The sequence below is a fragment of the Cellulomonas sp. McL0617 genome (genome assembly GCF_049994875.1).
Classification (GTDB): Bacteria; Actinomycetota; Actinomycetes; order Actinomycetales; family Cellulomonadaceae; genus Cellulomonas.
The window spans coordinates 1,773,049-1,786,406 of the sequence record NZ_CP188256.1; the positions used below are offsets into that span (position 1 = coordinate 1,773,049).

General features: G+C 71.5%; 10 protein-coding genes. All 10 read left to right on the forward strand.

Annotated elements, in window-relative coordinates; translation table 11 throughout:
• The first annotated feature begins 77 nt into the window (after positions 1 to 77).
• The gene (locus tag ACPPVS_RS08030; RefSeq protein WP_426595522.1) at positions 78 to 383 is read left to right on the forward strand and encodes an HGxxPAAW family protein; all 306 of its coding nucleotides are present in this window, start codon (positions 78 to 80) and stop codon (positions 381 to 383) included.
• Between the two features lie 233 nt (positions 384 to 616).
• The gene (locus tag ACPPVS_RS08035) at positions 617 to 1,186 is read left to right on the forward strand and encodes a CD225/dispanin family protein (RefSeq protein ID WP_426595523.1); all 570 of its coding nucleotides are present in this window, start codon (positions 617 to 619) and stop codon (positions 1,184 to 1,186) included.
• A gap of 19 nt (positions 1,187 to 1,205) precedes the next feature.
• On the forward strand, positions 1,206 to 1,649 hold the full coding sequence (locus ACPPVS_RS08040) for a DUF2752 domain-containing protein (RefSeq protein ID WP_426595524.1): 444 nt from the start codon (positions 1,206 to 1,208) through the stop codon (positions 1,647 to 1,649).
• A 163-nt stretch (positions 1,650 to 1,812) separates the two neighbouring features.
• Positions 1,813 to 2,625, forward strand: a complete 813-nt coding sequence (gene trpC, locus ACPPVS_RS08045; RefSeq protein ID WP_426595525.1) for an indole-3-glycerol phosphate synthase TrpC — start codon at positions 1,813 to 1,815, stop codon at positions 2,623 to 2,625.
• 23 nt (positions 2,626 to 2,648) lie between these two features.
• Positions 2,649 to 3,926, forward strand: coding sequence for a tryptophan synthase subunit beta (gene trpB, locus ACPPVS_RS08050; RefSeq protein WP_426595909.1), 1,278 nt, complete (start codon positions 2,649 to 2,651; stop codon positions 3,924 to 3,926).
• The gene (trpA, locus tag ACPPVS_RS08055) at positions 3,923 to 4,732 is read left to right on the forward strand and encodes a tryptophan synthase subunit alpha (RefSeq protein ID WP_426595526.1); all 810 of its coding nucleotides are present in this window, start codon (positions 3,923 to 3,925) and stop codon (positions 4,730 to 4,732) included. The genes trpB and trpA overlap by 4 nt, the downstream gene beginning before the upstream one ends.
• Positions 4,729 to 5,643 carry a prolipoprotein diacylglyceryl transferase gene (gene lgt, locus ACPPVS_RS08060; RefSeq protein WP_426595527.1) on the forward strand — a complete coding sequence of 305 codons (915 nt, stop codon included), beginning with the start codon at positions 4,729 to 4,731 and terminating at the stop codon, positions 5,641 to 5,643. The genes trpA and lgt overlap by 4 nt, the downstream gene beginning before the upstream one ends.
• 117 nt (positions 5,644 to 5,760) lie before the next feature.
• Positions 5,761 to 10,326, forward strand: coding sequence for a glutamate synthase large subunit (gene gltB / locus ACPPVS_RS08065; protein ID WP_426595910.1), 4,566 nt, complete (start codon positions 5,761 to 5,763; stop codon positions 10,324 to 10,326).
• On the forward strand, positions 10,319 to 11,785 hold the full coding sequence (locus ACPPVS_RS08070; RefSeq protein WP_426595528.1) for a glutamate synthase subunit beta: 1,467 nt from the start codon (positions 10,319 to 10,321) through the stop codon (positions 11,783 to 11,785). The genes gltB and ACPPVS_RS08070 overlap by 8 nt, the downstream gene beginning before the upstream one ends.
• A gap of 109 nt (positions 11,786 to 11,894) precedes the next feature.
• Positions 11,895 to 13,331, forward strand: a complete 1,437-nt coding sequence (gene pyk, locus ACPPVS_RS08075) for a pyruvate kinase (RefSeq protein WP_426595529.1) — start codon at positions 11,895 to 11,897, stop codon at positions 13,329 to 13,331.
• The last annotated feature ends 27 nt before the right edge of the window (positions 13,332 to 13,358 follow it).

The window sequence follows — 13,358 nt, forward strand, 5'->3', positions numbered from 1 at the left end:
CGTACGGCTCGGCACGTCGGGCACGCATCGTCGGTCCGCTAGGGTGAGCCGCAGAACCGAGCACGAAGGGCATCCCCATGGCTGACCGCACCCTGGCGCACCGCGCGCAGAACCCGACCACCACCGAGAAGCTGAACCTGCCGCCCAGTGCGGCGCCGACGAACCACGGCAAGACCGTGGCCGCGTGGTTCACCACCTACGCGGTCGTCATCGCGTTCACGATCGCGGGTCTCGGCGTCGCGTTCGCGTTCGAGTGGATGTTCTGGGTCGGTCTCGGGCTCGTCGCGCTCAGCCTCATCGTCGCCCGGGTGCTCGTCTCGGCCGGTTATGGCCAGGGCGGCGCCAAGACGCGCGCCAACGCTTCCAAGCACGGCGGCCACTGACCTCCTCGGGCTGCCGGCCCTGGTGACGGCGTCGCACGTCGACTCCACCCGCGGTTCTCTCCCGGTCGTCAGCCGCGCGACCCTACGATGGGCCGGTCCGGCTGTGCTCGTCCTGTGAGCGGGTCGCGGCACATCGCCAGAGTTCCTGCCCGCCGCGGGTCCGTCCCGTCCGGGCAGCCAGCCAGACCGCGACCGGCACGGTGCCGGGCACGGCCCGACCGAGAAGGACCCCGATGTCGACTCCGAACGACCCGTACGGGACCGCTGGCACGCCGGAGGAGCCGGGCACCCCGGGCCCGGGCAGCACCCCGGAGCAGCCGTCCGCGCCGCAGCCTCCCGCCACCCCGCCGTACCCCGGCCAGCCGACCTACGGCACGCCCGCCGCGCCACCGCCGCCCCAGTACGGCAGCCCGCAGTACGGGGCCCCTCAGTACGGCGCCGCCCCCCAGTACGGGGCCGCCCCGCAGTACGGTGCCGCGCCGTATGGACAGCAGCCGTACGGGCAGCAGCCATACGGGCAGCAGCCGTACGGCGCGCCGACGGCGCCGCCGAACAACTACCTGGTGTGGGCCATCCTGACCACGGTGCTGTGCTGCCTGCCCCTGGGCGTCGTCTCGATCATCTTCTCGACGCAGGTCAACTCGAAGTGGTCGATGGGCGACTACGAGGGTGCGATCAAGTCGTCCAAGCGGGCCCGCCAGTTCGCCATGTGGAGCGCGATCGCCGCCGTCGTCGTCGCGGTCCTCTACATCCTGTTCGTCGTGATCCTCGGCGCAACCGGTGCGCTGAACTCGAACTACTGACGCGATGCGAGGGGCGGGGGTGGACGGGGGTGTCGCCGACGAGGCGACACGCACGTCCACCTCGGCGCCGCTCGCGCGGCGCCTCGCCGGCCCCGCGGCGGTCGTGCTCGCCGCCGGGGTCGGTCTGGCCACGCTGGCCCTCGTGGACCCGAACCAGGCCGGGCACTACCCGACCTGCCCGTTCTTCTGGTTGACCGGTCTGTACTGCCCGGGCTGCGGCTCGCTGCGCGCCCTGCACGACCTCACCCGGCTGGACGTCGCCGCCGCCTGGGGGATGAACCCGCTGCTCGTGGTCGCGCTGCCGTTCCTCGTCGCCAGCTGGATCGCGTGGACGCGACGATCCGTGACGGGTGCGCACCGCCGGCTCGCGCACCCCGCGTGGATCTGGGCGGTCCTCGCGCTCGTGCTGGCCTTCTGGGTCGCACGCAACATCCCGGCGCTGGCTCCCTGGCTGGCCCCCTGAGACCAGGGCACCCACCGGCCGTGGGCGGTGCCGTCGCCGCGCTGTCCCACCCATCGGCTGTGGTCGGGGTCACTCGCTCACCCCCTCTACGATGGAACCCGGTCCCGAGCCACTCACGACGGTGTGTGCGGGCCGAGCCGACAGGGGAGAGGGTGAGGCTTCGATGACCGTGCTGGACGACATCATCGCCGGAGTCAGGCAGGACCTTGCCGTCCGCGAGGAGGCCACGCCGCTCGCGCTGGTCAAGGAGCAGGCGGACCGTCGCCCGTCCGCCCTCGACAGCCTGAACCGACTGCGCGCCGAGGACGCCGTGCGGGTGATCGCCGAGGTCAAGCGCTCGAGCCCCAGCAAGGGCGCGCTCGCCACGATCAAGGACCCGGCCGCGCTGGCGGCGGAGTACGAGAAGGGCGGCGCGGCCGTCATCTCGGTCCTCACCGAGGAGCGCCGCTTCCACGGGTCGCTCGCGGACCTGGACGCGGTCCGGGCGCGGGTCGACATCCCCGTGCTGCGCAAGGACTTCGTCGTCACCCCGTACCAGGTGTGGGAGGCGCGCGCACACGGCGCGGACCTCGTCCTGCTGATCGTCGCGGCGCTGGAGCAGACCGTGCTGGAGTCGCTGGTGGAGCGGGTGCACTCCCTGGGCATGACCGCCCTGGTCGAGGTGCACGACACCGAGGAGGTCGCCCGGGCGGCCGACGCCGGCGCTCGGGTGATCGGCGTCAACGCCCGCGACCTGCGCTCGCTCGAGGTCGACCGGACCACGTTCGCGCGGGTCGCGCCCAGCATCCCGTCGCACATCATCAAGATCGCGGAGTCCGGTGTGCGCGGTCCGCACGACGTCATGGACTACGCCCGCGCCGGCGCGGACGCCGTGCTCGTCGGCGAGGCCCTGGTCACGGACGACGCGCCGCGCGAGTCCGTCGCCGATCTCGTCGCGGCAGGTGCCCACCCGTCCCTGCGTGCGGTGCGCCAGTGACCGGTAGACCCGTCTCCGACAAGATGCGCGAGGCCGTGTCCGACGGCCCGCTGTCGACGCACGCGGGCCCGTACTTCGGGGAGTTCGGCGGCAGGTTCGTCCCGGAGGCGCTCATCGCGGCCCTCGACGAGCTCGACACCGAGTACCACAAGGCCCTGACCGACCCGGCGTTCGGGCGTGAGCTGGCCCGGCTGCACAAGACGTACACGGGCCGGCCGAGCCCGCTCACGGAGGTCCCGCGGTTCGCGGCCCACGTGGCGCCGGGCGTGCGGGTGTTCCTCAAGCGCGAGGACCTCAACCACACCGGCTCGCACAAGATCAACAACGTGCTCGGGCAGGCCCTGCTGGTCAAGCGCATGGGCAAGACGCGTGTCATCGCGGAGACGGGCGCTGGCCAGCACGGCGTCGCGACGGCGACCGCGGCCGCCCTGCTCGACCTCGAGTGCGTGGTCTACATGGGCGAGGAGGACACCCGGCGCCAGGCGCTGAACGTCGCCCGGATGCGCCTGCTCGGCGCCGAGGTCATCCCGGTGTCGATCGGCACCCGCACGCTGAAGGACGCGATCAACGAGGCCCTGCGCGACTGGGTGGCCAACGTCGAGACGACGCACTACCTGCTCGGCACGGTCACGGGGCCGCACCCGTTCCCGGAGATGGTCCGCGACTTCCACAAGATCATCGGCGAGGAGGCCAAGGCCCAGCTCCTCGAGGAGATCGGCCGGCTGCCGGACGCCGTCGCGGCGTGCGTCGGGGGCGGCTCGAACGCGATGGGCATCTTCAACGCATTCCTCGACGACCCCGCCGTCCGGCTGTTCGGCTTCGAGGCCGGCGGTGAGGGCGTCACGAGCGGGCGCCACGCCGCGCGGTTCTCGGGCGGCGAGCCGGGTGTGCTGCACGGTGCCAAGTCGTACCTGTTGCAGGACGACGACGGCCAGACGCTGCCCAGCCACTCGGTGTCCGCCGGGCTCGACTACCCGAGCGTCGGACCGGAGCACGCCTGGCTCCACGACATCGGCCGCGCCGACTACCGGCCGGTGAGCGACGTCGAGGCCATGGAGGCGTTCCGCATCCTGTGCCGCACCGAGGGGATCATCCCGGCGATCGAGTCCGCGCACGCCCTCGCCGGCGCGATCCAGCTCGGCGACGAGCTCGTGGGGTGGACCGGCGACGACGGTCACGAGCCGGTGCTGCTGGTCAACCTGTCCGGTCGGGGGGACAAGGACGTGGCCACGGCGGCGGCCTGGTTCGACCTGATCGACGACGAGCCGGTCGTGCTGGCCGACCAAGGAGAGCAGCTGTGACGGCCGTGGATGTCCGCTCGCAGGTCGGGGAGTTCCTCGACGGCCTGGGTCGCTCCGCGCTCATCGGCTACCTGCCGGTCGGCTACCCGACGGTCGACGGCTCGATCGACGCCGTGCGCACGATGATCGACGCCGGCGCGGACGTGGTCGAGCTCGGGGTGCCCTACAGCGACCCGGTCATGGACGGCCCGGTCATCCAGAAGGCCGTCGACGCGGCGCTGGCCGGCGGGACCAAGGTGCGCGACACGATCCGCGCGGTCGAGCAGGTCTCGGGCCGCGGTGCGCCGATCCTCGTCATGACGTACTGGAACCTCGTGCTGCGCTACGGCGTCGACGCCTTCGCTCGCGATCTCGCCGCGGCGGGTGGCGCGGGCCTCATCACCCCGGACCTGATCCCCGACGAGGCCGCCGACTGGATCGCCGCCTCCGACGCGCACGGGCTGGACCGCGTGTTCCTGGTCGCCCCGAGCAGCACGCCCGAGCGGCTGGCCTCCACGAGCGCCGCCTCGCGCGGGTTCGTCTACGCCGCCTCGACGATGGGGGTCACGGGCGAGCGCACGACGCTCGGCAACCGCGCCGAGCAGCTGGTCGCGGACACCCGCGCCGCCGGCGCCCAGCACGTCTGCGTGGGTCTGGGCGTGTCGCGCCCGGAGCAGGCCGCCGACGTCGCCCGCTACGCCGACGGGGTCATCGTCGGCTCCGCCCTGGTGCGCGCCGTCCTGGACGCACCCGACGCCGCCGCCGGCCGCGCAGAGCTCGCGCGCGTCACGACAGCCCTGGCAGACGGTGTGAGGTCCGCACGATGATCGCCGCGATCCCGAGCCCCTCGGAGGGCGTCTGGCACCTGGGACCGTTCCCGCTGCGCGCCTACGCGTTCGCCATCCTGCTCGGCATCCTCGCCGCGCTCTGGATGACGCGGCGCCGTTGGGTCGAACGCGGTGGCGAGGCCGACACGGTCCTGGAGATCTCGTTCTGGGCGGTGCCCTTCGGCATCATCGGCGGCCGGATCTACCACGTCATCACGTCGCCGCAGGCGTACTTCGGCCACGGTGGCGACCCGGTCAAGGCGCTGTTCATCTGGGAGGGCGGCCTGGGCATCTGGGGCGCGGTCGCGTTCGGTGCGGTCGGCGCCTGGATCGGTTGCCGACGGCAGGGCGTGCGGCTCCCACCGTTCGCGGACGCGCTCGCGCCCGGCCTGCTGGTCGCGCAGGGCATCGGACGGCTGGGCAACTGGTTCAACCAGGAGCTGTTCGGCGGACCGACGACCCTGCCGTGGGGCCTGCGCATCGACGACGCGCACCTGCCTGCGGGTTTCGCCTCGGGCACGCTGTTCCACCCGACGTTCCTGTACGAGATGCTGTGGAACTTCGCCGGGGCGGCCCTGCTGATCTGGATCGACCGCCGGTACCGGCTCGGCTACGGCCGCGTGTTCTGGCTGTACGTCGTCATCTACACGACGGGTCGGCTGTGGATCGAGCTCCTGCGCATCGACCCCGCCAACCACATCCTCGGACTGCGCCTCAACGTCTGGACAGCGATCATCGTCGGCGTCGGAGCGCTGGTAGCGTTCGTGGTGGTCGGGCGCCGGCACCCAGGACGTGATACGACCCTCCTGCTGACACCCCCGATCGTGCAGGAGGATTTGCAGGAAGAAGACGAGACAGCCACCGACCCGCCCGCTGACCCGCGGGAAGCCGGCAGCGCTTCTCAGCTCTGACGATGCGTGCGGTCGGCTGACCGCCCTGTATCGTCGCCACGTCTGGGCCGACGACGTCCCGCGTTCCCTCTTGTTCGTGCTATTCCCCGACCCTCGGGGACCGTGAGGACGGTGCAGATGTCGACGACGCCGGTGAGCCCTGGCGCGCTGCGCGCGCCATTGCCGCAGGGTCTCTACGACCCCGCCGCCGAGCACGACGCATGCGGTTTCGCCTTCGTCGCAACGCTCCGTGGAACGCCCGGCCGGGACATCGTCGACGCCGGCCTCACGGCGCTGCTCAACCTCGACCACCGCGGCGCCGTGGGCGCCGAGGAGGACAGCGGTGACGGCGCGGGCATCCTCACCCAGATCCCGGACGCGTTCCTGCGCGACGTGGTCGACGCCGAGCTGCCGCCGCCCGGCTACTACGCGATCGGGATGGCGTTCCTGCCGGTCGACGAGGCCGAGCAGCGCATCGCCGTCAGCGCCATCGAGTCGATCGCCGCCGAGGAGAAGCTCGACGTCCTCGCGTGGCGTGAGGTCGTCGTCACCGCAGACCTCGTCGGCCCCACGGCGCGGGCCTCCATGCCGGTCTTCCGTCAGCTCGTCGTCGCGGACCCCTCACGAGAGCTGTCGGGCATCGACCTCGACCGCCGCGCGTACCGCCTGCGCAAGCGCGCCGAGCGCGAGCGCGGGCTGTACTTCGCCTCGCTGTCGTCGCGGACGCTCGCCTACAAGGGGATGCTGACCACCGGTCAGCTCGAGCCGTTCTTCGCGGACCTCTCCGACCCGCGCTACGCATCGGAGATCGCGCTGGTCCACTCGCGCTTCTCCACCAACACGTTCCCGTCGTGGCCGCTCGCGCAGCCGTTCCGCCTGATCGCACACAACGGCGAGATCAACACGGTGCGCAGCAACCGCAACTGGATGGCCGCGCGCGAGGGCACGCTGGCCAGCGACGCGCTGGGCGACCTCGCGCCGCTGCTGCCCGTGTGCACCCCGGGCGGATCGGACTCGGGCAGCTTCGACGAGGTCCTCGAGCTCCTGCACCTGGGCGGCCGGTCGCTGCCGCACGCCGTGATGATGATGATCCCGGAGGCGTGGGAGAACCACGCCCAGATGGACCCAGCCCGGCGCGCGTTCTACGAGTACCACTCGACGCTGATGGAGCCGTGGGACGGTCCGGCCGCCATCACGTTCACCGACGGGACGCTCATCGGCTCGGTGCAGGACCGCAACGGCCTGCGCCCGGGCCGCTACTGGGTCACGGAGGACGGGCTCGTCGTCTGCGCGTCCGAGGCCGGCGTGCTCGACATCGACCCGGCGACCGTGGTCGCCAAGGGTCGCCTCGAGCCCGGCCGCATGTTCCTCGTCGACACCGGCAAGGGTCGGATCATCGATGACCAGGAGATCAAGTCGACGCTCGCGGCCCAGCGGCCGTACGCGGAGTGGGTGCGCGACAACTCGGTCTACCTGGCCCAGCTGCCCGAGCGCGAGCACGTGGCGCACTCGGCCGCCTCCGTGCGCCGTCGCCAGCGTGCGTTCGGGTACACCGAGGAAGAGCTGAAGATCCTGCTCAGCCCGATGGCTGCCGCCGGCGCGGAGCCGCTGGGTGCGATGGGCTCGGACACACCCGTCGCGGTGCTGTCCACGCGTCCGCGCATGCTGTTCGACTACTTCACGCAGATGTTCGCTCAGGTCACCAACCCGCCGCTGGACGCGATCCGCGAGGAGCTGGTCACCGCGGTCGGCGGGGCGATCGGGCCGGAGCCCAACCTCCTCGAGGACGGCCCGGCGCACGCCCGCAAGCTGGTCCTGCCGTTCCCGGTGATCGACAACGACCAGCTGGCCAAGATCGTGCACGTGGCCAAGGAGCCTGCGCTCGGCTTCCGTGCGACCACCATCCGCGGCCTGTACAAGGTCAGCGGCGGGGGACAGGCGCTCGAGGAGCGCCTGGAGGAGATCTTCGCCGAGGTCGACGCCGCGGTTGCCGACGGGGTCAGCTTCATCGTGCTCTCGGACCGCAACTCGGACGCGGACCTCGCGCCGATCCCGTCGCTGCTGCTGCTCAGCGCGGTGCACCACCACACGCTGCGCCGGCACACCCGCACGATGATCTCGCTGATCATCGAGGCGGGGGACGTCCGCGAGGTGCACCACACCGCGCTGCTGATCGGCTACGGCGCGGCAGCGGTCAACCCCTACCTGGCGATGGAGACGGTCGAGGACCTGGCGCGGTCGGGGTACCTGCCCGGAGTGGGCCCCGAGAAGGCCGTCGCCAACCTCATCAAGGCGCTCGGCAAGGGCGTCCTGAAGGTCATGTCGAAGATGGGCATCTCGACCATGGCGTCCTACCGCGGCGCGCAGGTGTTCGAGGCCATCGGTCTGTCGCAGCCGCTGGTGGACCGGTACTTCACGGGCACCACCAGCCGTCTGGGCGGCATCGGCCTGGACGTCATCGCGGCCGAGGTCGCGGCCCGCCACGCGGACGCGTACCCAGCCAGCGGCAACCGCCAGGCGCACCTGCGGCTCGCGGTCGGCGGCGAGTACCAGTGGCGGCGCGACGGCGAGGACCACCTGTTCGACCCCGAGACCGTCTTCCGCCTGCAGCACTCCACGCGCACGCGGCAGTTCGACATCTTCCAGCAGTACACGAGCCGGGTGGACGAGCAGTCGTCGCGCCTGATGACCCTGCGCGGGCTGCTGGCGTTCAAGGACGGCGTGCGCCCGCCCGTGCCGATCGACGAGGTCGAGCCGGTCAGCGAGATCGTCAAGCGGTTCAACACGGGCGCCATGTCCTACGGCTCGATCTCGGCGGAGGCGCACGAGACCCTGGCGGTCGCGATGAACAGCATCGGTGCCAAGTCGAACACCGGTGAGGGCGGCGAGGACTCCGACCGCCTCAACGACCCGGTGCGTCGCTCCGCGATCAAGCAGATCGCCTCCGGCCGGTTCGGCGTGACCAGCGAGTACCTGACCAACGCCGACGACATCCAGATCAAGCTGGCCCAGGGCGCCAAGCCCGGCGAGGGCGGTCAGCTGCCTGGCCACAAGGTGTACCCGTGGGTGGCCAAGACCCGGCACTCGACGCCGGGCGTCGGGCTCATCTCGCCGCCGCCGCACCACGACATCTACTCGATCGAGGACCTGGCGCAGCTGATCCACGACGCCAAGAACGCCAACCCGCAGGCGCGCATCCACACCAAGCTCGTCAGCGAGTTCGGCGTGGGCACGATCGCCGCGGGCGTCGCGAAGGCGCACTCGGACGTGGTGCTCATCTCGGGTCACGACGGTGGCACCGGCGCCTCTCCGCTGACCTCGCTCAAGCACGCCGGCACCCCGTGGGAGATCGGCCTGGCCGAGACCCAGCAGACGCTCGTGCTGAACAACCTGCGCGACCGTGTCGTGGTGCAGGTGGACGGCCAGCTCAAGACCGGTCGCGACGTCGTCATCGGGGCGCTGCTCGGCGCCGAGGAGTTCGGCTTCGCGACCGCCCCGCTGGTGGTCTCGGGCTGCATCATGATGCGCGTCTGTCACCTCGACACCTGTCCGGTCGGCGTCGCCACCCAGAACCCCGAGCTGCGGGCCAGGTTCACCGGCAAGCCGGAGTTCGTGGTCACGTTCATGGAGTTCATCGCCCAGGAGGTGCGCGCCCTGCTCGCGCAGCTCGGCTTCCGCACCCTGCTCGAGGCGGTCGGGCACGTGGAGCTGCTGGACACCCGCACGGCGATCGACCACTGGAAGGCCGAGGGTCTGGACCTGGCCCCCGTGCTCGCGGTCCCGACGCCGGTGGCCGGGTCGGCGCTCCACCGGACCAAGCTGCAGGACCACGGCCTGGCCCGTGCGCTCGACAACCGCCTCATCGCGCTCGCGGCCGACGCCCTCGAGCGTCGCGACCCGGTCCGCATCGCCCTGCCCATCCGCAACGTCAACCGCACCGTCGGGACGATGCTCGGTCACGAGGTGACCAAGCGGTTCGGCGCCGCCGGCCTGGCCGACGACACGATCGACGTCACCCTCACCGGCTCCGCGGGCCAGTCGTTCGGAGCGTTCCTGCCGCGCGGCATCACGCTGCGACTGTTCGGCGACGCGAACGACTACGTCGGCAAGGGCCTGTCGGGCGGTCGGATCGCGATCCGTCCCGACCGCAACGCGGTGCTCTCGTCAGAGCACAACGTGGTGGCGGGCAACGTCATCGGCTACGGCGCGACGACCGGTCAGATCTTCCTGCGCGGTCTCGTCGGCGAGCGGTTCGGCGTCCGCAACTCGGGCGCCACGCTGGTCGTCGAGGGCGTCGGCGACCACGGGTGCGAGTACATGACGGGCGGCACCGTGCTGGTGCTCGGCCGGACGGGTCGCAACTTCGGGGCCGGCATGTCCGGCGGCACGGCCTACGTGCTCGACCTGGTGCCGGCGCTGGTCAACCTCGACGCGGTGCGCACCAACGAGCTCGCGCTGGACCCCCTGGACGACGAGGACGCGGCTCTGGTCGAACAGCTGCTGCGCGCACACCACGACGAGACCGGCTCGCCCGTGGCGGCCGAGCTCCTCGAGGACTTCCCGCAGACGCGGGCGCGGTTCACGCGCCTGCTCCCGACCGAGTACGCCCGCGTCCGTCGCGCGCTCGCCAAGGCCGAGGCCGACGGTCTCGACCCGGCCGCGCCCGGCGTGTGGGACACGATCCTGGAGGTGGCCCGTGGCTGACCCCCGCGGCTTCCTCAAGGTCCGTGACCGCGAGCTCCCGCCCAACCGGCCCGTCGAGATCCGCCTGCGTGACTGGGCGGACGTGCACGCGCACCTGCAGGAGGGCCAGCCCTACCTCAAGGAGCAGGCCGGCCGCTGCATGGACTGCGGGATCCCGTTCTGCCACAACGGCTGCCCGCTCGGGAACCTGATCCCCGAGTGGAACGACCTGGTGTGGCGCGGGCAGTGGTCGGACGCCATCGACCGGCTGCACGCAACCAACAACTTTCCCGAGTTCACCGGCCGCATCTGCCCGGCGCCGTGCGAGTCCAGCTGCGTGCTGGGCATCAACCAGCCCGCGGTGACCATCAAGAACGTCGAGGTCTCGATCATCGACGAGGCCTTCGCGCAGGGTCTGGTCACCCCGCAGGTGCCGCAGCGACTCACCGGTCACACGGTCGCCGTCGTCGGCTCCGGACCCGCCGGCCTGGCCGCCGCCCAGCAGCTCACGCGGGCGGGACACACTGTCGCCGTGTACGAGCGGGACGACGCCATCGGCGGGCTGATGCGCTACGGCGTGCCGGACTTCAAGCTCGAGAAGATCCACATCGACCGCCGGCTCGAGCAGATGGAGGCGGAGGGCACGCGCTTCCGCCCGGGTGTCGAGGTCGGTCGGGACGTGACGTGGCCGCAGCTGCAGGCGCGGTACGACGCGATCGTCATCGCCACTGGTGCGACGGTCCCGCGCGAGCTGACCGTGCCCGGCAAGGAGCTCTCCGGCGTCCACGTGGCCATGGAGTTCCTGCACCAGGCGAACGCCGTGGCGGCCGGCAAGCCCGTCGCCGACCAGATCACCGCGACCGGCAAGCACGTCATCATCATCGGCGGCGGCGACACAGGCTCGGACTGCCTCGGCACGGCGCTGCGCCAGGGTGCCGCATCGGTGACCACGCTGGCCATCGGCAAGCGACCGCCGGAGGACCGGCCCGACCACCAGCCGTGGCCGACCGACCCCATCCTGTTCGAGGTCTCGTCCTCGCACGCGGAGGGCGGCGACCGCGAGTACCTCGCCTCGACCGTCGAGTTCGTCGGCGACGAGTCCGGCGCCGTCGCGCGGCTCCAGCTGGCGACCACGGAGTACCTCTCGGACGGCCGCCGCGTGCCCAAGGCGGGGACCGAGCGTGACATCCCGGCCGACCTGGTGCTCGTCGCGATGGGCTTCACCGGTCCGGAGACGCCGTCGCTGACCGAGCAGATCGGCATCGAGCTCACGCCGCGCGGGCTCGTCACGCGGTCCGAGGACTACGCCACGTCCGTGCCGGGCGTGTTCGTTGCCGGCGACGCCGGCCGCGGCCAGTCCCTCATCGTCTGGGCGATCGCCGAGGGCCGCGCCGCGGCGGCCGCGGTCGACACCTACCTCTCGGGGAGCACCGAGCTCCCCTCTCCGGTGACCGCCTCCACGGTGGCGCTGCGCCCCTAGACCACCCCAATCGACCGGCGTCGACAACTGCCCGGCCCTGGGGGCCGGACCGGGGCGTGCGGTCACGGCCACGAGAAGTACATGATCACGGAAGGCATAGGCTCGCCCCATGCGTAGAGCAAAGATCGTCTGCACCATCGGCCCTGCTACGGAGTCCGCGGAGCAGATCCAGGCCCTCGTCGACGCCGGGATGGACGTGGCGCGGCTCAACCGCAGCCACGGCGACACCGAGGTCCACCAGCGGGTGTACGACAACGTCCGTGCCGCAGCGAAGTCCTCCGGCCGCTCCGTCGCGGTCCTGGTCGATCTCCAGGGCCCGAAGATCCGGCTCGGCCGGTTCATCGACGGCAAGCACAACCTCGCGGTCGGCGACGTGTTCACCATCACGACTGACGACGTCGAGGGCACCAAGGAGCGTGTCTCCACGACGCACAAGGGCCTGACCGACGACGCGCGCGTGGGCGACCCGATCCTCATCGACGACGGCAAGGTGCTGGTCCGCGTCACCGCCGTCGAGGGTTCCGACGTGGTCACCCGCGTCGAGGTCCCCGGCCCCGTGTCGAACAACAAGGGCCTGAACCTACCCGGCGTCGCCGTGTCCGTTCCGGCCATGAGCGACAAGGACGAGGACGACCTGCGCTGGGCCCTGCGCGTCGGCGCCGACATCATCGCGCTGTCGTTCGTCCGGTCGGCCGAGGACTACACCGACGTGCGCCGGATCATGGAGGAGGAGAACCGGGTCGTCCCGGTCATCGCCAAGATCGAGAAGCCGCAGGCCGTGGAGAACCTGGCCGAGATCGTCGCCGCGTTCGACGGGATCATGGTCGCCCGCGGTGACCTGGGCGTCGAGCTGCCCCTCGAGCAGGTTCCGCTCGTCCAGAAGCGCGCGGTCGAGCTGGCCCGCCGCAACGCGAAGCCGGTCATCGTCGCTACGCAGGTGCTCGAGTCCATGACGACGAACCCGCGCCCGACGCGCGCCGAGACCTCCGACTGCGCCAACGCGGTCCTCGACGGTGCCGACGCGGTCATGCTCTCCGGCGAGACGTCCGTGGGCGACTACCCGATCGAGACCGTGCGGACCATGGCGCGGATCATCGAGGCCACCGAGGAGATGGGCCGCGAGCGGATGGCCCCCCTGGGTTCCACGCCGCACACGCGCGGCGGTGCGATCACTCGTGCCGCGGCCGAGATCGGCGAGACGCTCGACGTCAAGTACCTCGTGACGTTCACGCAGTCGGGCGACTCGGCGCGGCGCATGTCGCGGCTGCGCTCGGCCATCCCGCTGCTGGCGTTCACGCCCGTCGAGGACGTCCGCAACACGCTCTCGCTCAGCTGGGGCGTGCAGACCTACCGGTCGCCGTCGGTCGAGAGCACGGACGAGATGGTCAACCAGGTCGACTCGACCCTGCGTGCCAACGGCCTGGCCGAGGTGGGCGACTACGTCGTCGTCGTCGCCGGTGCACCGGTCGGCGTGGTCGGCTCGACCAACTCGATCGTCGTGCACAAGATCGGTGACGACGAGCGGGCGAACGGCCGCGTCGCCTGACACCTGCACACACACCGACGAGGGGCC